Consider the following 22,903-nt stretch of genomic DNA (forward strand, 5'->3'; position numbering starts at 1 on the left):
TCTACCTACTATTCGGGCGCGGATCCGCAGGTAGAGCTTCCTATGCCCTTGGCACGCGCACCGGCGTTAGCCTCGCCGGGTGCGCGAGGTGTACCGGCGCTTCGCCGTGACCGAGGCCGCGATCTCGCCCCTGCACGCACACGTCGCCCGGGCCCTCGCCGGCTCCGACGCTGCGCTGCGTGCCCTCGGGGCGCTGCCGGCGCGCAGGCGGCACCCGGCCCTGGTCCTCGCCGCGCTGCACGACCTCGCCCTCGCCGGACGCGCCCCCGCGCTCGCCGCCGCCTACGCCACCGGGGACGGCGACGCGGCTGCCGCGGCGGCGATCGACACGCTGCTGCGGAGGACCGAGGAGCTCGTGGCCCTGGCCGGGCGCCGGCGGCCGCGCACCGACGGCACCGGCGCCTGCACCGTCCTCCACCCGGCCGTCGCCGAGGCGGCGCACCGGGCGGGCACCGAGGCGGTCGGGCTGGTCGACGTCGACTGCGCGGCGGGGCTCCGGCTCGCCGTCGACCGCGTCGGCATCACCTACGGCGGCGGCCCACCGCTGGGCGACCCGGCGTCCCCCGTGCAGCTGTCCTGCTCGGTCGTCGGCGACCGGCCCGTCCCGGCCCGGCCCCTGCCCGAGGTCGTCGCCCGGATCGGCATCGACCCCGATCCGCTCGACGTGACCGACGCGGACGACGCCCGGTGGCTGCGCGCGTGCCTGCGACCGGACGACGCGGAGCGGCGCGCCCGGCTCGACGCGGAGCTGGCGCTGGCGGCGACGGCCCCACCGGAGCTGCTGCGGGGCGACGCCGTCGAGCTGCTGCCCGAGGCCGTCGCCCGGGTGCCCGCCGACGCCCTCCCCGTCGTCGTCACGGCGTGGGCGCTGTCGCGCCACCCGCCCGAGAGCCGCCTGCGCTTCCTGCACCGCCTCGACGAGGTGGCCGCGCGCCGGCCGGTCGCGTGGGTGTCGGCGGAGGGCGTCGGCGTCGCACCGGGGGTGCCGACGCTCGGCGACCGGCGCGCCTCCGGCCACAGCATCCTCGGTCTGGCGCTGCTCGACGGACCGTCGCTGCGGGTGGAGGCCGTCGGCCGCTGCTGGTCGAGGGGACGCCTGCTGGCCTGGCTGGCCGGGTCCCGGGCACTCGGGAGCCGCTAGGCCGTCTCGAGCTCCCGCAGCCGCTGGCTGATGACGCCGGTGATCCCGTCGCCGCGCATGCTCACGCCGTAGAGCGCGTCGGCGATCTCCATCGTCCGCTTCTGGTGCGTGATGATGATCAGCTGCGAGGTCGACCGCAGCTGCTCCACGAGCACGAGCAGCCGGCCCAGGTTGACGTCGTCCAGCGCCGCCTCGACCTCGTCGAGCACGTAGAACGGCGACGGCCGCGCGCGGAAGATCGCCACGAGCAGCGCGACCGCCGTCAGCGACCGCTCGCCACCCGACAGCAGCGACAGCCGCTTGACCTTCTTGCCCGGTGGCCGGGCCTCCACCTCGACGCCGGTGGTCAGCATGTTCTCCGGGTCGGTGAGCACCAGCCGGCCCGAGCCCCCCGGGAACAGGGTGGCGAAGACCTGCTCGAACTGCCGCGCCACGTCGGCGAAGGCGGCGGCGAAGACGTCGTGGATGCGGCCGTCGACCTCGCGGACGACGGTCAGCAGGTCCCGGCGGGTGGTCTTGAGGTCCTCCAGCTGCGTGGCGAGGAAGGTGTGCCGCTCCTCCAGCGCCGCGAACTCCTCCAGCGCCAGCGGGTTGACCTTGCCGAGCGTGGCGAGGTCGCGCTCGGCCCGGGCCACCCGCCGCTCCTGGACGGCGCGCTCGTAGGGCACCGGTTCGGGTGCCGGCTCCCCCGCCGCCTCCGCCTCGGCCACCTGCTGCGGCGACGGCGGCACCGGCGCGGCCGGCCCGTACTCGCCGAGCAGGGTGGGCAGGTCGACGCCGAACTCCTCGGCCGCCCGGGTCTCCAGCGTCTCGATGCGGTAGCGCTGCTCGGTCCGCGCCACCTCGTCGCGGTGCACCTCGTCGGTGAGCCGGTCGAGCTCCGCGGTGGCCGCGCGCACCCGGCTGCGGACCTCCAGCAGCTCCGCCTCGGCGCCGCTGCGCGAGGACGCCAGCGCGTCGCGCTCGGCCGCGGCGCGGGCCAGGGACCGCTCCAGCGCCGTGAGGGCGGCCTCGGCGTCGGTGCGCACGGCTGCGGCGACCGCCGCGCCGCGCTGCCGTGCCGCCCGTTCGGCCGCGGCCCGCTCGCGGGCGGCCCGCTCCTGCCGGGCCTGCCGGCGCAGGGACTCGGCCCGGCCCTGCAGGGCCCGCGCCCGCTCCTCGGCGGTGCGGACGGCGAGGCGCGCCTCCGTCTCGGCCTGCCGGGCACCGGCCACCTCGGCCCGCAGTCGGTCCCGGTCCTCGGTGGGCGGCTCCTCCTCGACGGGCGCCGCCTCGGCCGCGGCCAGCTGCTCCGCCAGCCGGGTCAGCGTCTCCAGCGCCTGCTCCAGCGCCTGCTCCGCGCGCACGCGGGCGGCCAGCGAGCGCTCGGCCTCCGATGCCGCCGACCGCGCCGCGGCACCCAGCTCGGCCAGCGCCGCCGCCTCCGCAGAGCGGGTGCGGTCGGCGGTCTGGCGGGCGGCGAGCGCCTCCTCGACGGCGGCGGACCGCGCCTGCGCCTCCAGCCTCGCGGCGGCCAGCTGCTCGGCGAGCTCGGCGGCCCGGGCCGACGCGGCGGTCAGCTCGTCGCCCGCCTCGTCGACGCGGGCCCGCAGCTCCAGGTTCGACGGCGCATCGGCCTGCCCGCCCAGCGCCCAGTCGGCGCCGAGGAGGTTCCCGGTCGCGGTGACCGCGCGCACCCGGGGGTGGGTGCGGACCAGCGCGACGGCGGCGTCCAGGTCGGCGACCAGCGCCACCCGCTCCAGTGCCCGGGCCAGCGCCGGGCGCAGCGACTCGGGGGCCTGCACGGCGTCCAGCGCCCACCGGGCCCCGGCCGGCAGCTCCGGCCAGCCGTCCCGCGGGACCGGTGGCAGGCCGCCGGTCACGAGCAGCCCGGCGCGGCCGCCGTCGGTGCGGGTGAGGTGGTCCAGCGCCGCGGCGGCCTCCGCCACCCCGGCGACGACGACGGCCTCGGCCATGCCGCCCAGGGCGGCCGCCACGGCCACCTCGTCGCCGGGGGCGACGGTGAGCTGCTCGGTGACCGGGCCGACGACACCGGGCAGGCCTGCGCCGAGCACCGCGGCGGCGCCGTCGGCGGGGGTGAGCCCGAGGGCGAGCGCGTCGCGGCGCGCCTGCCAGGACGCCCGGTCCCGCTCGGCGGCGCGCTCGGCCTCGGCCAGCTCGGTCACCCGGCGCGCCGCGGCGGCGTGCGCGGCGGCGGCGTCCTCGTGCGCGGCGACCAGGGCGAGGTCGGTGTCCTCCTGCTCGGCGACCTGACCCCGCCGGTCGGCCAGCCGGTCGGCGGCGGCCTCGGCGCGGTCGGTGGCCTCGCGGGCGGCGACGGTGAGCCGCTCGATCTCCGCCTCACCGGCGTGCACGCGGGAGCGCGCCGCGGCGACCTGACCGGAGAGCCGGGCCAGGCCCTCGCGGCGGTCGGCGAGCGCGCGGGCGGCGGCGACCCAGGCCTTCTCGGCGGCGGCCAGGGCCGCCTCCAGCTCGGCCCGGCCCGCCACCACGGCCGAGAGGCGCTCGCGCTCGGCGGCCAGGCCGGCCGCCAGCTCCGTCTCGGTGGCCGCGACCCGGTCGGCCTCGGCGTCCAGCTGGTCCGGGTCGCGCCCGGTCGCGGCAGAGGGGGCGGCGGCCGAGAGGTGCCGGTGCCGCTCGGCAGCCAGCTGGGCGACGCTGCGGAACCGCTCCCCCAGGGCCGAGAGCCGGTACCAGGTGTCGGAGGCCGCCTGCAGGCGAGGCGCGCTCGCCGCCAGGCCGCTCTCCAGCTCGGCCTCGCGCCGGGAGACGACGGAGAGCTCGCGCTCGACGACGGCCCGCCGCTCGCGGGCCGCGGTCTCGTCGGCCACGTCGCGGTCGAGGGCGTCGCGCAGCTGCACCAGGTCGTCGGCGAGCAGCCGGAGGCGCGCGTCGCGGAGGTCGGCCTGGACGCCGGCGGCGCGCCGGGCCACCTCGGCCTGGCGGCCCAGGGGCTTGAGCTGGCGGCGCAGCTCGGCGGTCAGGTCGGCCAGCCGGTCGAGGTTGGCCTGCATGCCGTCGAGCTTGCGGAGCGCCTTCTCCTTGCGCTTGCGGTGCTTCAGGACGCCGGCGGCCTCCTCGATGAAGGCGCGGCGGTCCTCCGGTCGGCCGGAGAGGACGGCGTCGAGCTGCCCCTGGCCGACGATGACGTGCATCTCGCGCCCGATGCCGGAGTCGCTGAGCAGCTCCTGGACGTCGAGCAGCCGCACCTTGTCGCCGTTGATCTCGTACTCGCTCTCACCGGAGCGGTACATGCGGCGGGTGATCGACACCTCGGTGTACTCGATCGGGAGAGCGCCGTCGGAGTTGTCGATCGTGAGCGTCACCTCGGCGCGGCCCAGCGCCGGCCGCCCCGCGGTTCCGGCGAAGATGACGTCCTCCATCTTGCCGCCGCGCAGGCTCTTGGCACCCTGCTCGCCGAGAACCCAGGAGATGGCGTCCACGACGTTGGACTTGCCCGACCCGTTGGGGCCGACGACAGCGGTGATGCCGGGCTCCAGCCGCAGCGTGGTGGCGGACGCGAAGGACTTGAAGCCCTTGAGCGTCAGGCTGGAGAGGTGCACGGGACGTGGACTCTAGCCCGGTCACCGCGCGGCCGGGTGCGGCGCGAGGCCGGTGGTGCGCCTGTGACGGATCAGTTCGCGAGCTGGGAGGTCCGAGCTACGCGAGCGCGGGCTCGGCGGTGTCGCCGGTCATCGACAGCAGCTCGTGCGCGATGGCGGCGTCCCGCTGGGCGCGCAGCTCGGCGAGCTCCTGCTCCAGCCGCTGCACCCGGGCCCGCAGGGCTGCGTTCTCCTCGACCACCCGGAGCTCCGCAGGGGTGACGACCGAACCGAACAGGGCCTTGGCCATGGCTGTGACGGCCTTTCGAGAGCGAGAGGGGATGACCGGCGCCCCGGTAGACGGTCGGCGCGGGCTGGATGTTCCCAGGGTGACACCACCATCGGCGCTGGTCAACGGCGACGGGGCAGGGCCCCCGTGTCGGGGGGATGTCGGCTTCGTCACGCCGTGGTGAAGCCCGACAGCCCTTCCGGCGTCGCGAAGCGGACGTCGACGTCGGTGACCCGTCCCGGGGCGTCCGGGCCGTCGAGGGCAGCGACCACGTCGCGCACGGCCTGCTCCGGCCCCTCGGCGATGACCTCGACCCGGCCGTCGGCTCGGTTGCGCGCGACCCCGGCGAGGCCTGCGTCGCGCGCCAGGCCGCGCACGAAGGCGCGGTAGCCGACGCCCTGGACGTGGCCGGAGACCAGCGCCTCGACCCGGACGGTCATGCTCGCCGCGCTCTCGGTCGGGGCTGGCAGGTGGGGCAGCTGTAGCTCGAGCGGTTCATGAAGGACTCCCGGCGGATCGGGGTGCCGCAGCGGGGGCACGGCCGGTCCTCCTGCCCGTAGACGGCCAGGAACCGGGAGAAGTAGCCGCTCTGCCCGTTGACGTCGACGTACAGGGAGTCGAACGAGGTGCCGCCCTGGGCGAGGGCCTCCCCGAGCACGTCCCGCACCCCGTCGAGGAGGTCGGCGACCTGCGCCCGGGTGAGCCGGTCGGTGGGCCGGGCGCCGTGCAGGCGGGCCCGCCACAGCGCCTCGTCGGCGTAGATGTTGCCCACCCCGCCGATGAGCGTCTGGTCGAGCAGGGCGCGCTTGACCTCCGTGCGGCGCCGGCGCAGCGCGGCGGTGAACGCGTCGACGTCGAAGGAGGGGTCGAGCGGGTCGATCGCGATGTGCGCCAGCCGCGACGGCACCCCGCCCTGCTCGGGCACGTCCTCCACCGCCAGCCCCCCGAAGGTGCGCTGGTCGACGAAGCGCAGCTCGCGCCCCCGGTCGGTGAAGGTGAAACGGGCCCGCAGGTGGGTCTCGTCGGGGGCGGACGGCTTCTCGACGAGCAGCTGGCCGCTCATGCCGAGATGCCCGACGAGCGCCTGCCCGGTCGGCGTCCCGTCGGCCTCGGCCAACGGCAGCCACAGGTACTTCCCCCGGCGGTGGGCGGCGGTGAGGGTGCGCCCGGTGATCGCCGCCACGAAGTGGTCGGCGCCCTCCAGGTGCCGGCGGACGGCCCGCGGATGGTGCACCTCGACGGTGGCCACGGTGCGCCCCGCCACCCACTGCTCCAGCCCCCGGCGCACGACCTCCACCTCGGGCAGCTCGGGCACGGGGTTACTCCTCCGAGAGCGAGCGCCAGGCGGCCTCGGCGGCCTCCTGCTCGGCGGCCTTCTTGGTGCGGCCCGCGCCGGTCCCCCGCACGATGCCGGCGAGCAGCACCTCGGCCCGGAACGTCTTGGCGTGGTCGGGACCGTCGTCGTCCACCTTGTAGACGGGCGCCCCGAGCCCCTGCGCCGCCCCGAGCTCCTGCAGGCTGGTTTTCCAGTCGAGGCCGGCGCCGCGGGTGGCCGCCTCGACCAGCAACGGGTCGAACAGCCGGTGCACCACGGCGGAGGCGGTGTCCAGCCCGCAGCCCAGGTGCACCGCGCCGATGAGGGCCTCCATCGCGTCGGCGAGGATCGAGTCCTTCTCGCGGCCGCCGGTGGTCTCCTCACCCCGGCCGAGCAGCAGGTGCGGGCCGAGCCCGCCGTCGCCCAGGCGCCGGGCGACCCGGGCCAGCGACGTCATGTTGACCACCGAGGCACGCAGCTTGGCCAGCTGCCCTTCGGGGAGGTCTGGCTGGCTGCGGTAGAGCTCGTCGGTGACGACGAGCCCGAGCACCGAGTCGCCCAGGAACTCAAGGCGCTCGTTGGTCGGCAGGCCACCGTTCTCGTAGGCGAACGACCGGTGGGTCAGGGCGAGCGGCAGGAGGCCACCCGGCAGCGCGACGCCGAGCGCGTCGAACAGCCAGGTGGCGGCGCGCTCGGCGTGCTCCGCACCGCCCGGAGGCGCCGCGGGGACGCGACCGTCGACGGCATCCCCGTCAGGATGCCGAGCGGCGGCCGTCGTCCCCATGGCGGTGCGGGTGTGCGAGATCAGACCGACAGGACCTGGCGGCCGTCGTACTGCCCACAGGTCGGGCAGGCCTGGTGCGGGGGCTTGAGCTCGCCGCAGGCGCGGTTCGGGCACGGCGACAGGGTCGGCGCGCTGGCCTTCCACTGCGACCGGCGCATGCGGGTGTTGGCACGCGACATCTTCCGCTTCGGAACGGCCACGATCAGTTCTCCTCTGGGATGGTGGATTCGCCGGGGGTGCCCGGCGAGGAAGCAGTGGTGCCGAACTTCGCCGCGAGGCCCGCCCAGCGGGCGTCGACGACCTCGTGGGCGTGATCGGCGGGGAGATCGTCCAGGCGCTGGCCGCAGTCGACGCACAAGCCGGAGCAGTCCTCGGTGCAGACCGGGGCCAGCGGGAGGCTCAGGACGACGACGTCGCGGGCGAGCGGCTCCAGGTCGAGGAAGTCGCCCTCGATCCGGCGCACCTCGTCCTCCTCGCTCGTCGCCTCCGTGGTGCTGCCCGCGTAGGCGTACAGCTCCTGGACGTCGAGGCGGAGGACGTCCTCGATCGGCTCCAGGCAGCGCGCGCAGGAGCCCGCGACCGGGACCGAGAACTCGCCGGTGACCAGCACGCCCTCCATGACCGACTCCAGACGCAGGTGCAGGTGGACGTCGGCGGCCTCGGGCACGCCGAGCAGCTCGACCCGCCAGTCACCGGGAGCCGGCGCGGTCCGATCCAGCTCCTGCATCGACCCCGCCCGCCGGCCCAGCTCCCGGAGGTCGACCTTCCAGGGGTTGGCGGCGGGACGCCGGTCCTCGTGAGGCACGGCGCCGGAGCGGTTCGGCGAAGCAGCAGGCATGTCGGTACTCGCGGTCGGGAGCGGGAGGGGTGGACGGCCGGGCGTGAAGCCGACGGCCGGACCAGGGATCGAGACTACCCGATCCCCGCCACCGACCGGGGCCAGGGACCGGAACGGCCGCCGTCCAGGGACCCGCCCCGAGCGTGCGAGGGGTGGGGAGGACGGTGGTCCTTCACCTACTCCCGGAGGGTGCTGCGGGCCTTGTCCACCGAGCGCAGCATCCGCTCCAGCGTCACCCCGAACTCGGCCAGCCTGCTGTCGACGTACTCGTCGACCTCCGCCCGCATCCGCGCGGCCTCGGCGTGCGACTGCTCGCCGAGCTCGTCGGCGCGGGTGACCGCGGAACGGTAGACCTCGGTCTCGGTGATGAGCCGCTCGTGCTCGGCGTGCGCCTCGGCGATGAGGGCGGCCCGGTGCTGCTGGCCCTCGGCGACCAGCGCCTCGGCCTCGGCCTCCGCCTCCAGCAGGATCTGCTCGGCGTCGGTCTGGGCCTGGGCCAGCAGCTCGTCGCGCTGCCGCCGGGCCGTGCCGACGATCTCGTCGCGCTGCCGCTTGGCCTGGGCGAGGAGCTGCTCGCTGTCCGCGCGGGTCCGGCCGGTGAGCCGCTCGGCCTCGGCCTGCGCCTGCTGCAGGATCTCGGTGCGCTGCTCGACGATCGCACCGGCGGCCTGCACGTCCTCGGGGAGCGACTCGCGCAGGTCGTCGAGCAGGTCGAGCACGTGGTCGCGCGGCACCATGCAGGAGCTCGACATGGGCACGCTTCGGGCGTTCTCGATGACCGTGGTCAGCTCGTCCACGGTCTCGTAGAGGCGGTAGACGACTTCGGTGGTGTGGCCGCGCCCGGGCCGGGTCACGAGCGCCCCTCCCGGGCCCGCTCGCGCAGCCGGTCGTCGACGGCCTTGGGCACCAGCCGGGAGACGTCGCCGCCGAAGGTCGCGATCTGCTTGACCAGGCTGGAGGAGAGGTGGCCGACCTGCGGGGCCGTCGGCACGAACAGCGTCTCGACGGCGGCGAGCTCCCGGTTCATCTGCGCCATCTGCAGCTCGTACTCGAAGTCGCTCACCGCGCGCAGACCCTTCACGATGACCGGGATGTCGTGCGCGCGGCAGTAGTCGACCAGGAGGCCCTGGAAGCTGTCGACCCGCACGTTGGGCAGGTCGGCGACGGCCTCCCGGAGCAGCTCCATGCGCTCCTCGACCGAGAACAGCCCCGCCTTGCCGGGGTTGACCAGCACGGCCACGACCAGTTCGTCGTAGAGCCCGGCGGCCCGGTTGATGACGTCGACGTGCCCGTTGGTGACCGGGTCGAAGGAACCTGGGCAGACGGCACGCCTCACGGACGCCGACCGTACCGGAGCACGGCCTCGCCGTAGCGTCGCTCGCGCAGACCTTCCAGGGGTGTCGGCCACTCCCACTCCTGTTCCCGGCTGGACCGCTCGACCACGACCACGCCTCCGGGGGCCAGCCACTCCCCCGCCACCAGGGCGCTGAGCACCTCGCGGACCTCCTCGGCTGGCGTGGCGTAGGGCGGGTCGGCGAGCACGACGTCGAAGGCCTGCGGGGCCGGGCCGGTGACGACGGCGGGGACCGAGCCCGCCACCACCCGCCCGCCGAGCAGGCCGACGGCGGCGAGGTTGGCCCGCAGCACGGGGAGCACCTTCGGGCCCGACTCGACGAACACCACGGTGGCCGCGCCGCGGGAGAGCGCCTCCAGGCCCAGCGCGCCGGAGCCGGCGTACAGGTCCAGCACCGCGGCCCCGTCGAGGTCGACCAGCGTGCCGAGGGAGTTGAACAGGGCGCCGCGGGCCTTGTCCCCGGTCGGGCGGACCCCCGCCGGCGGCACCTGCAGGCGCCGGCCCCCGGCGAGCCCGGCGATCAGCCTCGTCACTCCCGCCTCACGCCTTCTCCAGCCACTCGGCGCGCTCGTCGCTGGCGAGGGCTGCGACCTCGGCGGCGAGCCCGGGGTGGTCGGCCAGCCCCCGCTCGGTGGACAGCAGGGTGGTCGCCTCGGCCCGCGCCTCGGCGATGAGCTCCTCGTCCTCCAGGAGCGAGAGGAGCTTGATGCCCGACCGCCGGCCGGACTGGGCAGCGCCGAGGACGTCGCCCTCCCGCCGGGTCTCGAGGTCGAGCCGGGCCAGCTCGAAGCCGTCGGAGGTCGACGCGACCGCCGCCAGCCGCTGCCCGGTCGGCGACGCCGACGGCGCCTCGGTCACCAGCAGGCACAGCCCGGCGTGCTGTCCCCGGGCCACCCGGCCGCGCAGCTGGTGCAGCTGGCTGACGCCGAACCGGTCGGCGTCCATCACCACCATGACGGTGGCGTTCGGCACGTCGACGCCGACCTCGACGACGGTGGTGGCCACGAGCACGTCGATCTCCCCCGCGGCGAAGTCGCGCATGACGCCGTCCTTCTCCTCGGGGGTCATCCGCCCGTGCAGGACGGCGAGGCGCAGCCCGGCCAGCGGGCCGGCGCGCAGGGCGTCGGCGACGTCGAGGACGGCCAGCGGGGGCCGGCGGTCGCTGCGGCCGTCCTCGTCGGGCGGTGCGCCGTCGGCGTCCTCGAGCTCCTCGTCGGCGCCGGCCTTGTCCTCCTCGACGTCCCCGATGCGGGGGCACACCACGTAGGCCTGCCGGCCCGCGGCGACCTCCTCGCGGAGCCGCTCCCACGCCCGGTCGAGCCAGCCGGGCTTCTCCACGACCGGGACGACGGAGCTGGCGACACCCCCGCGACCGCTGGGCAGCTGCCGGAGGGTGGAGGTCTCCAGGTCCCCGTAGACGGTCATCGCCACGGTTCGCGGGATCGGCGTGGCGGTCATGACGAGCACGTGCGGGGGCCGGCTCCCCTTGGCCCGGAGGGCGTCCCGCTGCTCCACGCCGAAGCGGTGCTGCTCGTCGACGACGACCAGCCCGAGGTCGGCGAACTCGACGCCCTCCTGCAGCAGGGCGTGGGTGCCGACGACGATGCCGGCCCGCCCTTCGGCGACCTCGGCCCGGGCCTCGCGGCGGGCGGCGGCCTTGAGCGAGCCGGTGAGCAGGGTGACGCGGGTGCCGGCGGGGTCGCCGTCGAGCTCACCGGCGCGGCCCAGCGGCCCGAGCAGGCCGCGGATGCCGCGGGCGTGCTGGGCGGCGAGCACCTCCGTCGGTGCGAGCAGCGCGGCCTGGCCACCGGCATCGACGACCTGGGCCATGGCCCGGAGGGCGACCACGGTCTTGCCCGACCCGACCTCCCCCTGCAGCAGCCGGTGCATGGGCTGGTCGCGGTCCAGCTCGGCAGCCAGCTCCTCCCCCACCTCCCGCTGCCCCTCGGTCAGCGCGAACGGGAGCGCCGCGTCGACGGCGTCGAGCAGGCCGCCGGGCCGGCGGGGCCGCGCGGTGCCCGGCTCCAGGGCGGCGGCCCGGCGGCGGGCGGCCAGCGTGAGCTGGAGGGTGAGCGCCTCGTCCCACTTCAGCCGGCGCTCGGCGCGCTCGACGTCCCGGCTGGTGGTGGGGCGGTGGATGTCGAGCAGGGCCGCGGGCAGGGACAGCAACCCGTGCCGGGTGCGGATCTCCTCGGGGAGCGGGTCGGTGACCAGGTCGGCGAGGTTGCCCGCGCCGCCGAGCAGCAACTTCACCGACTTCTGGATGACCCAGCTGGAGACGTCCTTGCTCGCCGGGTAGATCGGCACGAGCTCGCGCGCCCAGTCGTCGTCGTCATCGTCGCCGCTGAGCAGGTGCATGTCGGGGTGCGTGAACTGCAGCTTGCCCTGGTAGCTGCCGACCGTGCCGGCGAACATGCCCCAGACGCCGGGCGCCAGGCGGGCGTGCTTGTGGCTGAAGAAGACCAGCTTCATGGTGCTGGCGCCGTCGCCGACGGTGACCTCGGTGATCGTGCCGCGGCGCTGCCGCATGGGCCGGGTGCTCACGGTCTTCACCTGGGCGAGCACCGTCACCCGGTCGCCCGGCTGCAGGTCGTCCAGCCGGGCCATCTCCCCGCGCCGCGCGTAGCGGCGGGGGTAGTGCCGCAGCAGGTGGCGGACCGTGTGCAGGCCCAGCTGCTCGGCCATGCCGGTGGCGGTCTTGGGTCCCAGCACCCGCGCCAGCGGGGTCTCCAGGGTCACCGCCACGTCACTCGACCCCGATCTGCAGCGGGATCGAGCTGGGGCCCCCGCCGTAGCGGACCACCTCGACGGTGGGGTGCACCGTCGCGAGGTGGTGGCAGACCGCGTCGCCGAGCGCCTCGTCGGGGCCGACGACCAGGGTGGCCATCTCGCCGCCCGCCGAGAGCAGCCGGTCGAGCAGGTCGCAGGCGACGGCGGCGAGCTCCGCGCCGATCACGACGACGTCCCCCTCGGCGGAGCCGAGCACGTCGCCCGGCCGGCAGCGGCCGGCGGAGGTGAGCGCCTCCTGGTCGGCGACGGTGAGCTCGGCCCAGCGGGTGGCCGCCGCGGCCTCGGCCATGGTGATGACGTCGTCACCGAACCGCTGCTGCGGATCGGCGACCGCCACCGCGGCCAGGCCCTGCACCGGGGAGCGCGTGGGCACCACGCCGACCTCCCGCCCGGCCTCCCGCGCCCGGGTGGCCGCCCGGGCGGCGAGCGCGTGCAGGCCGGCGTCGTTCGGGAGCACCACCACCTCCTGGGCGGCGGCGGCGACGATCTCCTCGTACAGGTCGTCCTCGGTGACCCCACCGGCGTCGCAGACGACGACGCGGACGCCCTCGGCGCGGAAGAGCTCGGCCAGGCCGTCGCTGTGCACCGCCGCGACGGCCGCGCGCAGGCCGGGCACCGGCGCGGCCGGGGGCACCGGCGCCAGCGGGGTGACCGTGATGCGGTGCGGCCGGCCGGCCTCGATGCCCGCCTCGATGGCGGCACCGACGTCGGAGACGTGCACGTGGACGTTCCACTCGCGGCCGGTCGGCGTGTCCACGCCGACGACGACGAGGCTGTCGCCGAGCTCGGCGAGGCGCTCGTGCAGCCGGGCGACCGCCGTCTCGTCGGCGTCGGCGAGGAGGTACTGCACCTCGCTGCCCGGGCCGGGCGGCGGCTGGTGCGGGGCGTGCTCGACGCCGTGCCGGTGGGGCCGGCGCCCTTCGCGGCGGGCCAGCGCCGGGCGGACCGGCTGCACGCCGGTGACGGTGCGCACGAGGGCGTCCAGGACGATCGACAGACCGGCTCCCCCGGCGTCGACGACGCCCGCCTCGCGCAGCGCGGCGAGCTGGCCGGGGGTCCCCTCCAGGGCGCGCCGCGCACCGTCGGCCGCGGCCAGGACGACGTCCGCCAGCGCCGCGCGCCCCTCGTCGACGGCCGCCACGGCCGCCTCCCCGGCGGCCCGGGCGACGGTGAGGAAGGTGCCCTCCTCGGGGTCGGCGACGGCGGTATAGGCGCTCTCGGCGGCCTTGTGCAGTGCGGCGGCGAAGGCCGGGCCGTCGGCCGGGGCCTCCCCGGCGAGCTGGTCGGCCAGCCCGCGCAGCAGCTGGGCGAGGATGGTGCCGGAGTTGCCACGGGCGGACAGGACCGCGCCACGGGCCACGACCGCCCAGCCGGACTCCCCCGGGGCCGCCGCGTCCAGCGCCGCGCGGGCGCCCTCGGCGGTGTGCAGGAGGTTCGTGCCGGTGTCCCCGTCGGGCACGGGGAAGACGTTGAGGTCGTCGAGCCGCCCCCGGGCGTCGGACAGCGCCTCGACCGCGGCCCGGCACCACTGACCGACCGCGGCGTCGTCCAGCGCCGTCAGCACGGGAGCAGGCTACCCACCGGTGCCGACACGGCCCGGCCTCGTGCGCGGCGGGCCCCCGTCCGGAGGGTGCCGCGACATCACCTCCGCGGAGCGGTTAGACTGCTGGACGGTCTTGATGCGGGTGCTGCCTTGCCCCGCCGTCTGTGAACGATTCTTTCTGGGAGTGATCCACCGTGGCTGCCGTGTGCGATGTGTGTGGCAAGGGCCCCGGTTTCGGTATGTCGGTGTCGCACTCGCACCGCCGCACGCCGCGCCGTTGGAACCCGAACATCCAGTCCGTGCGGGCGCTGATCGCCCCCGGCAACCGTCGCCGGATCAACGCGTGCACCTCGTGCATCCGCGCCGGCAAGGTCGCCCGCGCCTGACGCCGGGCCCCCGCGGGGGCTCGTGAACCACCACCGAGGAGCCCCGGAGGTCGTCGACCTCCGGGGCTCCTCGCGTGCACCTCAGCGCCCGATGCCGCGTCCCCGCGCCGCGGTCACCACCAGATCCACGACGGTGTCCAGCGGGAGCTCGGTGCTGTCCACGACCAGGTGGTAGTGGCCGGCCGCGGCCGGGTCGCAGCGGTAGAAGTGCCGCACGTACGCCTCCCGCGCCCGGTCGTTGGCGGCCATCTCGCGCGCCACCTCCTCGCGGGGCCGCCCCGACCGCGCGACCGCCGCGGCCAGCCGCCGGTCCCGCGGCCCGTCGAGCCGGACGTGCAACGCGTCGGTCCGGTCCCGCAGCACCATCGCCGCGGCGCGGCCGAGCACCACCCCGCCGCCACCCGCCGCGATCTCGGCGAGCACCCGCTCGGTCTGCTCCCGGTAGGCCCGCGCGTCGGGCAGCGGCGCCCCGGGCACGACCCCGCCCACCGGGTCGGGCATCGTCCCCAGCGAGGCGACCAACCGCCAGAGTCCGCGCACGACCGTCTCGTCGTTGGCCTCGGCCTCCTCCACCGGCACCCCCAGCCGTCCGGCCACCTGGGCGGGGATCGCCCGGTCGTGGAACGGCAGGCCCAGCTGGGCGGCCACGGCAGGCCCGACCTCCGCTCCCGCGGCGCCGTAGGGCGCCGAGATGGTCACGATGCCCACGTCGCCTCCTCCCCGCTCCCGGGGAGCGGCAGGTCCTTGCCGAGGAACACGGCCTCCGGCGAGCAGGCGTAGACCCCGTACCCCTGGACGGGGTCGTAGCCCAGCTCCCGGTACAGCGCGACCGCCTCCGGCTGCCGCTGGCCCGTGTTGAGCACCACCGACCGGTGGCCGGCTCGGGCGGCGGTGGCCTCCAGCTCCGCCATGAGCACCTGCGCGAGCCCGCGGCGGCGGAACGCGGGCGCCACGTAGACCCGCTTGATCTCCACACCGCCCGGCGGGTAGACGCGCCACGCTCCGCACCCCGCCGCCGCGCCGTTCATCTCGGCCACGAGGAAGAGCCCGGCCGGCGGCAGGAACTCGGCGGGGTCGACGACGGCCTCGTCCCGGCCGCCGTACCGGCGCACGTACTCCTGCTGGACGGCCTCGACCAGCTCCTGCGCCACGGGGTCGTCGTAGGGCACCGGCCGCAGCCGGGCCACCGATCCGTCCCGCAGCACCCGCTCAGCCGAAGTGGACATGCCCCGCCCGCTCCGCTCCCAGGGCCGCCAGCACGTCCGCGGCGGCCACCCCGTCCACCCGCACCCCCGGCCGTGGCTTGCCCGGGCGCACGACGCCGATCGCCGTCCACCCCGGCGGGAGCGCCACCTTCCGCGGGAACGTGGCCACCAGCGCGTGGTCCTCCCCACCGGTGAGCACCCACACCAGCGGGTCCACGCCCAGCGCCGACCCCACCTGCTGCAGCGGCCCCACGGGCTCCAGGCACGCCTCCGCGAGGGCGCCGCGGTCCAGGTCCATGACGACGCCGCTCGCCTCGGCCAGGTGCCCGGCGTCGGCCAGCAGCCCGTCGCTCACGTCGCACATCGCGGTGGCACCGGCGTCGGCCGCCACCGGACCCGACACGTACGGCGGGGTCGGGCGGCGGTGCGCGTGCACGACGGCCAGCGGGCTGGTGAACCCCCGGCGCAGCACCGCGAGGCCGGCCGCCGACCACCCCAGCCGCCCGGCCAGCGCCACCACGTCGCCGGGACGGGCGCCCGAGCGCAGCACCGGCGCCCGTCCCCCGAGGTCGCCCAGCGCGGTCACCGACACGACGATGCCGGCGCTGTCGGGGGCGGACGCCACCGTGTCCCCGCCGACGACGGCTGCCCCCGAGCCCGCGCACTCCTCCGCCAGGCCGGTGGCGAGCCCCTCCAGCCAGCTGGTGGGGGTGTCCGGCGGGCAGGCCAGCCCGACCACCAGCGCCGTCGTCCGGGCGCCCATCGCGGCGACGTCGGCCAGGTTGGCCGCGGCCGCTTTGTGCCCGACGTCCTCCGCCGAGGACCAGTCCCGCCGGAAGTGCCGGCCCTCCACGAGGACGTCGGTTGTCACCACGACGCGCTGGTCGGGCGTGCGCAGCACCGCGGCGTCGTCGCCGGGGCCGACGTCGGCCGCCGGGGCGGTGCCGGACCGGGCCAGCACGCGGGAGATCACGCCGAACTCCCCGACGACCCGCACGGTGTCGGCCGGATCACCGCGCGGGACCAGGGGACGGGGTCGGCTCATCGATGCTCTCCAGTCACTGCGGTAGGTTGCCGACGAGTCCGCCAGCCGGCGGGGACGACGTCTCGGCACTGTTGCCGGAGGAAGGATCTCCCGTGGTCCACGCCTACATCCTCATCCAGACCGAAGTCGGCAAGGCCGCCCAGGTCGCCTCGACGATCAGCGAGATCAGCGGCGTCACGAAGGCCGAGGACGTCACCGGCCCGTACGACGTCATCGTGCGCGCCGAGGCGGACACCGTCGACGAGCTCGGTCGGCTGGTGGTCGCCCGGGTGCAGTCGGTCGACGGGATCACCCGGACGCTGACCTGCCCGGTCGTCAACATCTGAGCGCTCGCCCCGTGGACCCGCTGCGCCGGGCCGCGATCCTGATCACGGCGATCACGCTGCCGGTGGTGATCGCGCTCGTCGTGCTGGTCAACGTGCGCGGCGAGGAGCCGGCCTCCGCACCGGAGGGCCCGGCCCAGATCGAGGGCGCCGCCCCGGTCCGTCCCGAGGACCTCCCGGTGCTCGAGGTGGACACACCGGAGATCACCCCCGAGGCCGAGGCGCACTGCCCCGCGCTGATGGAGAACCTGCCGCTGGAGCTGGCCGGGGAGCCGTCGCGCCGGGTGCGGTCCGAGAGCCCCTTCGTCTACGCCTGGGGCGAACCGGCTGCAGTGCTCACCTGCGGCGTCCAGCGGCCGGAGGGGTGGACCGTCGGCGCGTCGGCCATCCAGATCAACGGTGTCCAGTGGCACGTCGACACCAGCGACCCCGACGCCACGGTCTGGACGGCGGTGGACCGCCCGGTCTACGTCGAGATGCGGCTGCCCGCCGGCGTCGACAGCGCACCGGTCACGGCGCTGACCGTGCCGCTGGCCGAGGCGCTCCCCTACCAGGAGCCGACACCCGGCCCCTGAGCCCGCAGGAGCGCTCACCCGGGCGGCAGCAGGTCCAGCTGCGTCTCCAGCACGGCGCCGACCTCCCGCACCGCATCGGGGACCGATCCGGCCACGGCGGTCACCGACACGCTGAAGACGCCGTGCCAGCACCACGCGAAGGCCGCCGGGTCGACCAACCCCGCCGCCGGCACGGGCGCGTCCACGGTGAGCAGCCGGCAGTTGGCGGGCAGCTCGGGTGGGTCGACGCTGAGGACGCCCCCGTACAGCTCGGCGTCGTTGCGCGCCAGGTTCTCGGCGTACGCCCGGGCACCGGCCCGCTGCTCGAACTGGTCGACGAACACGCCGGTCATCGGGCCGGACTCCCGGCCCCAGAAGCGCTCCCACCCGTACCGGTAGCCGTAGCTCTCCAGCACCGCGAGCTCGCGCTCCGGGTCGGGCGCGTAACCGGCGACGTCCTCCAGCCGCTTGGGTCCGGCCGGTGGCTCCAGCTCCTCGTCGCGCAGGCGCGGCAGCCCCGAGGGCACCTCCCGGACGATGAGCTCCTCGAGCTCCGCCGGGGAGGACGGCCGGTCCGACGGCGGCCCGGCGGTGGCGACGCCGTCGACCGTGCGCCCGCACCCGCTCAGCAGCGCGGCGGCGACCACGACCACGGGGACGACCCCGGACCGGGTGGCGGCCGCGTTCCGCGGAGCCGGCCGCCCCGCGGTCACCGGCCCGGCCGCGCACCGCCGGCGAGCGCCCCGCTCACCAGGCGGTCCACCAGGTCGGCGAAGTCCACGCCGGTGGCCGCCCACATGCGGGCGAACATCGAGATCGGGGTGAACCCCGGCATCGTGTTGACCTCGTTGATCACCAGGCGGTCCGCGCCGTCGGGGCCGGTGCCGAGGAAGAAGTCGACCCGGGCCAGCCCGCGGCAGTCCAGGGCGAGGTAGGCGCGGCGCGCGGCGGCCTGCACCGCGGCGAGCTGCTCCGGGGTGAGGTCGGCCGGGATGTCGAACTCCGCGGCGTCGTCGAGGTACTTGGCCGCGAAGTCGTACCAGTCGACGCCCGGCCGCAGCCGGATCTCGGCGGGCAGGCTCGCCTCGGGCAGCCCCGATCCGCGGGCGGCGAGGACGCCGCACTCGATCTCCCGACCGGGGACGGCCGCCTCCACGATCACCTTCGGGTCCACCGCGGCGGCCGCCGCGACGGCCGCCGGGAACTGCGCCCAGTCGGTGACCTTGCTGATGCCGATGCTGGACCCGGCACGGGCCGGCTTCACGAAGACCGGCAGGCCGAGGCGCTCCCGCCCGGCCTCGTCGAGCACCGCCGGGTCGGCGCAGACCGCGCCGTGCTCGTCGCGCAGGACGACGTGTTCGCCCTGCGGCAGGCCGGCCGCGGCCAGGAGCTTCTTGGTGAACTCCTTGTCCATGGAGGCGGCGCTGGCGAACACCCCCGAGCCCACGTAGGGCAGCCCGGTCATCTCCAGCAGCCCCTGGACCGTGCCGTCCTCGCCGAAGGCGCCGTGCAGGACCGGGAAGACGACGTCGACCTCGGTGAGCGCCCGGCCGACCGCCGCACCGGGCTCCAGGACGGCCAGCCCGCGCGCCTCCGGGTCACCGACCAGCGAGACCGCCGTGCCGCCGGTGACCTCGGGCAGCGCGCCGTCGGTGAGGGCGAGCTGCTGGCCGGCGTCGGGGAGCACCCAGCGCCCGTCCTTGGCGATGCCGACGGGGACGACCTCGTAGCGGTCCGGGTCGAGCGCGGCCATCACGCTGCCGGCGGAGATGCAGGAGATGGCGTGCTCCTCGCTGCGCCCCCCGAAGACGACGGCCACACGCACCTTGCCCTGCTGTCCGCTCATTGCCGCGACCCTAACCGAGGCCGCGTTCCGGGCCCCGCCGCGTCGTCGGTGCACGGCTCGGCCCGCCGGGTCGAGCGTGGTGTGGCAGCCTCGTCGCCGTGCACGACGACCCAGCCCACCAGACCGCACCCGGGGCGGTGCGCACCAGCGACGGGACCGGGCACTCCCGGCGCCTGCGCCTGGCCGGCGCGGCGGTGCACCTGTACACCGCCAGCGGCTCGGTGCTCGGGCTGCTCATCGTCCTGGCCGCCTTCGACGGCGCCGTGGAGACCGCCCTGTGGCTGATCCTCGCGACGCTGTTCATCGACGGCACGGACGGGATGCTGGCCCGGCGCACCCGGGTCAAGCAGACGATCCCCTGGTTCGACGGCGCCCGGATGGACGACATCGTCGACTACCTGACGTACGTCTTCGCACCCGTCGTGCTGCTCTGGACGACCGACCGGCTGCCCGGCGGCGCCCTCGGCTGGGTCCTGGCCGCGCTACCGCTGCTCGCCTCCTGCTACCAGTTCTGCCGGACCGACGCGAAGACCGAGGACCACTACTTCCTCGGCTTCCCCAGCTACTGGAACGTGGTCGCGTTCTACGCGATCATCCTGGACGTCGGCACCACCGGTGTCGGCATCGCGCTCGCGGTCCTGACGGTGCTGGTCTTCGTGCCGGTCAAGTACGTCTACCCGTCCCGCACCAAGCTGCTCCGGGGGCTGAACCTGGGGCTGGCGACGGTCTGGCTGGTCGCCTCCGCGGTGCTGGTCGTCCAGTACCCCGACCCGCACCCGCTGGTGGTCGCGCTGAGCATGGCCTACCTCGCCTACTACTTCGGCGTCAGCATCTGGCTCACCGTCGCGGGCAACCGCCGCCGGTCGTCGTCAGCCGAGGGCGTCGAGCGCGTGGGATAGGTCGGCGACCAGGTCGGCGGGGTCCTCGATCCCGCAGGACAGCCGCACGAAGCCCGCGGGCACCGCGTCCCCGCCCCACTGCGCGCGCCGGTCGATCGTGCTGTGGACGCCGCCGAAGCTCGTCGCCGCGGCCCACAGCCGGCTCTCCGCCAGCAGCCGGGCGACCGCGGTCTCGTCGGCCAGCTCCGCGGACACCACGCCGTTCGGGCGCAGCATCTGGCGCGCGGCCAGCGCGAACGACGGGTCACCCTCGCGCCACGGCCAGCGCAGGTTCGTGACGGCCGGGTGCCCCGCCAGCAGCTCGGCGACCGCCGCCGCGTTCGCCGCCTGACGGGCCAGCCGGAGGTCCAGGGTGCTCATCGACCGGTGCCCGAGCCAGGCCTCGAACGGCCCCGGCGTGCTGCCGGTGCGGTCGCGGAAGCCCTTCACGGCCGCGTACAGCTCCTCGTCGGTCACGGTCACGTGCCCGAGCAGCACGTCGCTGTGGCCGGTGAGCGCCTTGGTGTCGCTGCCCACGGTGAGGTCGGCCCCCAGCGCCAGGGGACGCTGACCCAGCGGGGTGGCGGTGGTGTTGTCGACCGCGACCAGCGCGCCCGCGGCGTGGGCGGCCGCGGCCACGGCGGCGATGTCGCAGACGTCCAGCTGCGGGTTGCTCGGCGTCTCCAGCAGCACCATCCGGGCGCCCGCGAGCCCCCCGTCGGCGGCGACGCGCCCGATCTCCGGCGTGGGCACGTACTGCACCTCGATGCCGAAGCGGGCGAGCTCCTCGGCGGCCAGCAGGCGGGTCGTGTAGTACCCGTCCGACGGCAGCACGACGCGGTCACCGCTGCGGGTGGGGGCCAGCACGGCGGCGGTCAGCGCCGCCATCCCGGTGGCGAAGGACAGGCAGCGCCCGCCGTCGAGCTCCCCGACGGCGGACTCGAAGTGCCGGAGCGTCGGGTGCTCGGTCCGCGCGTAGGCGTCGGCCCCGCCCGCACGCGGGGGCTGGTCACCGAGGTGGAAGGGGGCGGCGAACACCGGCGAGGGCCGCATCGGCTCGCCCGGCGCCGCGGGCCCCTCCCCCGCGCGTACCGACCTGGTCCCGTCGCCCCATCCGCTGTCCACGTCCGCAGACTCCATCACTCCGGCTTCGCCTCGCGCGACATGATCTCGCGCACCATCCGGCCGGGCGCCTCGCCCTCGTGGCACACGCGGACGACCGCCTCGGTGATCGGCACGTCGATGCCGTGCGCCCGCGCGAGGTCGAGCACCGACCGGCAGCTCTTCACGCCCTCCGCCGTCTGCCGGGCGCTCTGCTGGACCTCCTCCACGGTCATGCCGCGGCCGAGCTTCTCGCCGAAGGTGCGGTTGCGCGACAGCGGCGAGCTGCAGGTGGCCACCAGGTCCCCCAGCCCCGCCAGCCCCGCGAAGGTGGTCAGCTCGGCGCCCAACGCGATGCCCAGCCGGGCGGTCTCGGCCAGCCCGCGGGTGATGAGCGAGGCGCGGGTGTTGTCCCCGAAGCCGAGCCCCTCGGCGATACCGCAGGCCAGGGCGATGACGTTCTTCACCGCTCCGCCCAGCTCGCAGCCGACGACGTCGGGGTTGGTGTAGGGGCGGAAGTACCGGGTGTGGCACGCCGCCTGGAGCACCGCGGCGCGGTCGGGGTCCGAGCACGCGATCACCGTGGCGGCCGGCTGCTCCTCGGCGATCTCCCGGGCCAGGTTCGGGCCCGACAACGCCGCGACGTGCGCAGCCGGGGAGCCGGTGATCTCGCAGATCACCTCGCTCATCCGCATGGTCGTGCCCAGCTCGATGCCCTTCATGAGCGAGAGCAGCGTGGCGTCCGGCGGCAGCAGCTCCCGCCAGGCCGTGAGGTTGCCGCGCAGCGACTGCGAGGGGACCGCGAGCACGACGACGTCGGCGTCGTCCAGTGCCTCGGCCGGGTCGACGGTCGCCCGCAGCCGGTCGGGCAGGCGCACACCCGGCAGGTAGTCGGGGTTCTCCCGCGTGTCGGTGATGGCATCGACGAGCTCCGGCCGCCGCGCGTGGAGCCGGACGTCGCAGCCGGCGTCGGCGAGCACCTTGGCGAACGTCGTGCCCCAGGAACCGGCGCCCAGGACCGCCGCCCGGGTCACGCGGCGCTCCCGGGCAGGTCGCCGTGCCGCTCCCGGCGGGGAGCGGGGTGGACCACGCGCGGCGCGGGCTCCCCGCGCAGCTCGGCCAGCTGGTCGCGGACCCGGGACATCATCTGCTCCGTCGTCTCCCGCAGCAGCGCGGGCTCCAGGGGGCGGCCGGCGCGCACCTCGGCCCGCGCCGCGGAGAGGTCGATCGGCTCGCCCACGAGGTAGTGGGTGGGCGTGCGGAGCCGCAGGTGCAGCTTCTTGGTGTGGTAGTCGTGCACCCGCTGCGGCCCCCACTGGGCGACCGGGACGACCACGGCGTCGGTGGTGAGCGCCAGATGGGCCGCCCCCGTGCGCGCCTGCATGGGCCACCAGTCGGGGTCCCGGGTCACCGAGCCCTCCGGGTACACCACCACGATGTTGCCCGCATGCAGATCGGCCTCCGCCGCCGCGAGCGCGCCGCGGGCGGCGCTGGAGAACCGGGCGACGGGGATCTGGCCGGCCGCCCGCAGGATCGTGCCGGCCAGCCCCCTGAAGACCGCCTCCTTGGCCAGGAAGTGCGGGATCCGACCGCGGTCGAACACCAGGCGGGCGCAGGCCAGCGGGTCCAGCACCGACACGTGGTTGACCACCAGGAGCACCGGCCCGGTGACCGGGATGCGCTCGGCGTGGTGGTAGCGCAGCCGGAAGATCAGGGCGGACACCGGGTAGATCACCACGATGCACAGCCACAGCGGGAAGGAGATGCGCCCCCGGGTGCGCCACTTGGCAGCGCGGCGGGCACCGGGTGCGCGCACCGGTCCGCCCGCGCTCGTCCCGCGCGGGGACGTCTCGTCCGACACCGGCTCCCCTCCCTGTCCTGCGAGCCAGCCCATGATCGACCCGTGCGGCCGCCGGGGGAGCACCGGGTCCCGGCCGACGGGGTCCCGGGTCACCGTGTGCTGACATTG

General features: G+C 76.0%; 25 protein-coding genes. 5 read left to right on the forward strand and 20 right to left on the reverse strand.

Translation table 11 applies throughout. From position 1 onward, the window contains the following. Positions 1-79: 79 nt before the first annotated feature. The gene (locus tag ACI799_RS12020; protein ID WP_456613139.1) at positions 80-1,141 is read left to right on the forward strand and encodes a DUF2332 domain-containing protein; all 1,062 of its coding nucleotides are present in this window, start codon (positions 80-82) and stop codon (positions 1,139-1,141) included. On the opposite strand, the gene smc is transcribed toward ACI799_RS12020, so the two are convergent. The 12 genes from smc to ACI799_RS12080 form a co-directional block, all read right to left on the reverse strand. After that, complete coding sequence (smc, locus tag ACI799_RS12025) at positions 1,138-4,704, reverse strand: chromosome segregation protein SMC (RefSeq protein ID WP_456613140.1); 3,567 nt, start codon at positions 4,702-4,704, stop codon at positions 1,138-1,140. The two genes, ACI799_RS12020 and smc, sit on opposite strands and share 4 nt — an antisense overlap. Positions 4,705-4,801: 97 nt before the next feature. After that, positions 4,802-4,993: a hypothetical protein gene (locus ACI799_RS12030; protein WP_456588816.1), complete on the reverse strand. Its 192-nt coding sequence runs from the start codon at positions 4,991-4,993 to the stop codon at positions 4,802-4,804. A gap of 149 nt (positions 4,994-5,142) precedes the next feature. Next, complete coding sequence (locus ACI799_RS12035; protein ID WP_456613141.1) at positions 5,143-5,412, reverse strand: acylphosphatase; 270 nt, start codon at positions 5,410-5,412, stop codon at positions 5,143-5,145. Then, positions 5,409-6,287 (reverse strand): bifunctional DNA-formamidopyrimidine glycosylase/DNA-(apurinic or apyrimidinic site) lyase, encoded by an 879-nt coding sequence (gene mutM, locus ACI799_RS12040; RefSeq protein WP_456588818.1) that lies wholly within the window; start codon positions 6,285-6,287, stop codon positions 5,409-5,411. The genes ACI799_RS12035 and mutM overlap by 4 nt, the downstream gene beginning before the upstream one ends. Positions 6,288-6,291: 4 nt before the next feature. Next, positions 6,292-7,071 (reverse strand): ribonuclease III, encoded by a 780-nt coding sequence (gene rnc, locus ACI799_RS12045; protein ID WP_456596946.1) that lies wholly within the window; start codon positions 7,069-7,071, stop codon positions 6,292-6,294. 20 nt (positions 7,072-7,091) lie between these two features. Next, positions 7,092-7,271: a 50S ribosomal protein L32 gene (rpmF, locus tag ACI799_RS12050; protein WP_456561099.1), complete on the reverse strand. Its 180-nt coding sequence runs from the start codon at positions 7,269-7,271 to the stop codon at positions 7,092-7,094. A gap of 2 nt (positions 7,272-7,273) precedes the next feature. Then, on the reverse strand, positions 7,274-7,909 hold the full coding sequence (locus ACI799_RS12055; RefSeq protein ID WP_456613142.1) for a YceD family protein: 636 nt from the start codon (positions 7,907-7,909) through the stop codon (positions 7,274-7,276). A gap of 176 nt (positions 7,910-8,085) precedes the next feature. After that, on the reverse strand, positions 8,086-8,763 hold the full coding sequence (locus ACI799_RS12060; protein ID WP_456588821.1) for a hypothetical protein: 678 nt from the start codon (positions 8,761-8,763) through the stop codon (positions 8,086-8,088). Continuing rightward, positions 8,760-9,245 carry a pantetheine-phosphate adenylyltransferase gene (gene coaD, locus ACI799_RS12065; RefSeq protein ID WP_456613143.1) on the reverse strand — a complete coding sequence of 162 codons (486 nt, stop codon included), beginning with the start codon at positions 9,243-9,245 and terminating at the stop codon, positions 8,760-8,762. The genes ACI799_RS12060 and coaD overlap by 4 nt, the downstream gene beginning before the upstream one ends. Further along, positions 9,242-9,796, reverse strand: a complete 555-nt coding sequence (gene rsmD / locus ACI799_RS12070) for a 16S rRNA (guanine(966)-N(2))-methyltransferase RsmD (RefSeq protein ID WP_456613144.1) — start codon at positions 9,794-9,796, stop codon at positions 9,242-9,244. The genes coaD and rsmD overlap by 4 nt, the downstream gene beginning before the upstream one ends. 7 nt (positions 9,797-9,803) lie before the next feature. Further along, entirely contained in the window at positions 9,804-12,008 is a 2,205-nt protein-coding gene (gene recG, locus ACI799_RS12075; protein ID WP_456613145.1) for an ATP-dependent DNA helicase RecG, read from the reverse strand. Between the two features lies 1 nt (position 12,009). Next, positions 12,010-13,617 (reverse strand): DAK2 domain-containing protein, encoded by a 1,608-nt coding sequence (locus ACI799_RS12080; RefSeq protein WP_456613146.1) that lies wholly within the window; start codon positions 13,615-13,617, stop codon positions 12,010-12,012. A 182-nt stretch (positions 13,618-13,799) separates the two neighbouring features. Between ACI799_RS12080 and rpmB the strand changes: the two genes are divergently transcribed. After that, entirely contained in the window at positions 13,800-13,982 is a 183-nt protein-coding gene (gene rpmB / locus ACI799_RS12085) for a 50S ribosomal protein L28 (protein WP_454970731.1), read from the forward strand. An 81-nt stretch (positions 13,983-14,063) separates the two neighbouring features. Here rpmB and ACI799_RS12090 read toward each other — a convergent pair whose 3' ends face one another. Genes ACI799_RS12090 through ACI799_RS12100 form a run of 3 tightly spaced genes read right to left on the reverse strand, consistent with a single transcriptional unit; the run spans position 14,064 to position 16,232 of the window. Beyond that, the gene (locus tag ACI799_RS12090) at positions 14,064-14,690 is read right to left on the reverse strand and encodes a cytidylate kinase-like family protein (protein WP_456588826.1); all 627 of its coding nucleotides are present in this window, start codon (positions 14,688-14,690) and stop codon (positions 14,064-14,066) included. After that, positions 14,678-15,208, reverse strand: a complete 531-nt coding sequence (locus tag ACI799_RS12095; RefSeq protein WP_456599871.1) for a GNAT family N-acetyltransferase — start codon at positions 15,206-15,208, stop codon at positions 14,678-14,680. The genes ACI799_RS12090 and ACI799_RS12095 overlap by 13 nt, the downstream gene beginning before the upstream one ends. Next, positions 15,192-16,232, reverse strand: coding sequence for a thiamine-phosphate kinase (locus ACI799_RS12100; protein ID WP_456588828.1), 1,041 nt, complete (start codon positions 16,230-16,232; stop codon positions 15,192-15,194). Before ACI799_RS12100 ends, ACI799_RS12095 begins: the two co-directional genes overlap by 17 nt. 92 nt (positions 16,233-16,324) lie before the next feature. On the opposite strand from ACI799_RS12100, the gene ACI799_RS12105 reads away from it, so the two are divergent. Both ACI799_RS12105 and ACI799_RS12110 read left to right on the forward strand, forming a co-directional pair. Continuing rightward, the gene (locus tag ACI799_RS12105) at positions 16,325-16,558 is read left to right on the forward strand and encodes an Lrp/AsnC ligand binding domain-containing protein (RefSeq protein ID WP_224500414.1); all 234 of its coding nucleotides are present in this window, start codon (positions 16,325-16,327) and stop codon (positions 16,556-16,558) included. 11 nt (positions 16,559-16,569) lie between these two features. Next, the gene (locus ACI799_RS12110; protein ID WP_456599870.1) at positions 16,570-17,130 is read left to right on the forward strand and encodes a DUF3515 domain-containing protein; all 561 of its coding nucleotides are present in this window, start codon (positions 16,570-16,572) and stop codon (positions 17,128-17,130) included. A gap of 14 nt (positions 17,131-17,144) precedes the next feature. Here ACI799_RS12110 and ACI799_RS12115 read toward each other — a convergent pair whose 3' ends face one another. Both ACI799_RS12115 and ACI799_RS12120 read right to left on the reverse strand, forming a co-directional pair. Continuing rightward, a complete protein-coding gene (locus tag ACI799_RS12115; RefSeq protein WP_456613147.1) occupies positions 17,145-17,762 on the reverse strand; it encodes a hypothetical protein in 618 nt (205 codons plus the stop codon). 56 nt (positions 17,763-17,818) lie between these two features. Continuing rightward, positions 17,819-18,955 (reverse strand): D-alanine--D-alanine ligase family protein, encoded by a 1,137-nt coding sequence (locus ACI799_RS12120; protein ID WP_456599869.1) that lies wholly within the window; start codon positions 18,953-18,955, stop codon positions 17,819-17,821. 98 nt (positions 18,956-19,053) lie between these two features. On the opposite strand from ACI799_RS12120, the gene ACI799_RS12125 reads away from it, so the two are divergent. After that, complete coding sequence (locus tag ACI799_RS12125) at positions 19,054-19,854, forward strand: CDP-alcohol phosphatidyltransferase family protein (protein WP_456596958.1); 801 nt, start codon at positions 19,054-19,056, stop codon at positions 19,852-19,854. Here ACI799_RS12125 and ACI799_RS12130 read toward each other — a convergent pair. Genes ACI799_RS12130 through ACI799_RS12140 form a run of 3 tightly spaced genes read right to left on the reverse strand, consistent with a single transcriptional unit; the run spans position 19,825 to position 22,795 of the window. After that, positions 19,825-20,958 (reverse strand): cystathionine gamma-lyase, encoded by a 1,134-nt coding sequence (locus ACI799_RS12130; RefSeq protein ID WP_456599868.1) that lies wholly within the window; start codon positions 20,956-20,958, stop codon positions 19,825-19,827. The genes ACI799_RS12125 and ACI799_RS12130 overlap by 30 nt on opposite strands. A gap of 14 nt (positions 20,959-20,972) precedes the next feature. Beyond that, entirely contained in the window at positions 20,973-21,968 is a 996-nt protein-coding gene (locus tag ACI799_RS12135; protein ID WP_456613148.1) for an NAD(P)H-dependent glycerol-3-phosphate dehydrogenase, read from the reverse strand. Beyond that, the gene (locus tag ACI799_RS12140; protein WP_456588835.1) at positions 21,965-22,795 is read right to left on the reverse strand and encodes a lysophospholipid acyltransferase family protein; all 831 of its coding nucleotides are present in this window, start codon (positions 22,793-22,795) and stop codon (positions 21,965-21,967) included. The genes ACI799_RS12135 and ACI799_RS12140 overlap by 4 nt, the downstream gene beginning before the upstream one ends. Positions 22,796-22,903 lie beyond the last annotated feature (108 nt).

Source organism: Blastococcus sp. SYSU DS0753, assembly GCF_054051175.1.

Coding starts and splice junctions, on each gene's coding strand:
- ACI799_RS12030 (WP_456588816.1), bottom strand. CDS start 4,993: ATGGCCAAGGCCCTGTTCGGTTCGGTCGTCACCCCTGCGGAGCTCCGG.
- ACI799_RS12035 (WP_456613141.1), bottom strand. CDS start 5,412: ATGACCGTCCGGGTCGAGGCGCTGGTCTCCGGCCACGTCCAGGGCGTC.
- rnc (WP_456596946.1), bottom strand. CDS start 7,071: ATGGGGACGACGGCCGCCGCTCGGCATCCTGACGGGGATGCCGTCGAC.
- ACI799_RS12055 (WP_456613142.1), bottom strand. CDS start 7,909: ATGCCTGCTGCTTCGCCGAACCGCTCCGGCGCCGTGCCTCACGAGGAC.
- ACI799_RS12095 (WP_456599871.1), bottom strand. CDS start 15,208: ATGTCCACTTCGGCTGAGCGGGTGCTGCGGGACGGATCGGTGGCCCGG.
- ACI799_RS12100 (WP_456588828.1), bottom strand. CDS start 16,232: ATGAGCCGACCCCGTCCCCTGGTCCCGCGCGGTGATCCGGCCGACACC.
- ACI799_RS12120 (WP_456599869.1), bottom strand. CDS start 18,955: ATGAGCGGACAGCAGGGCAAGGTGCGTGTGGCCGTCGTCTTCGGGGGG.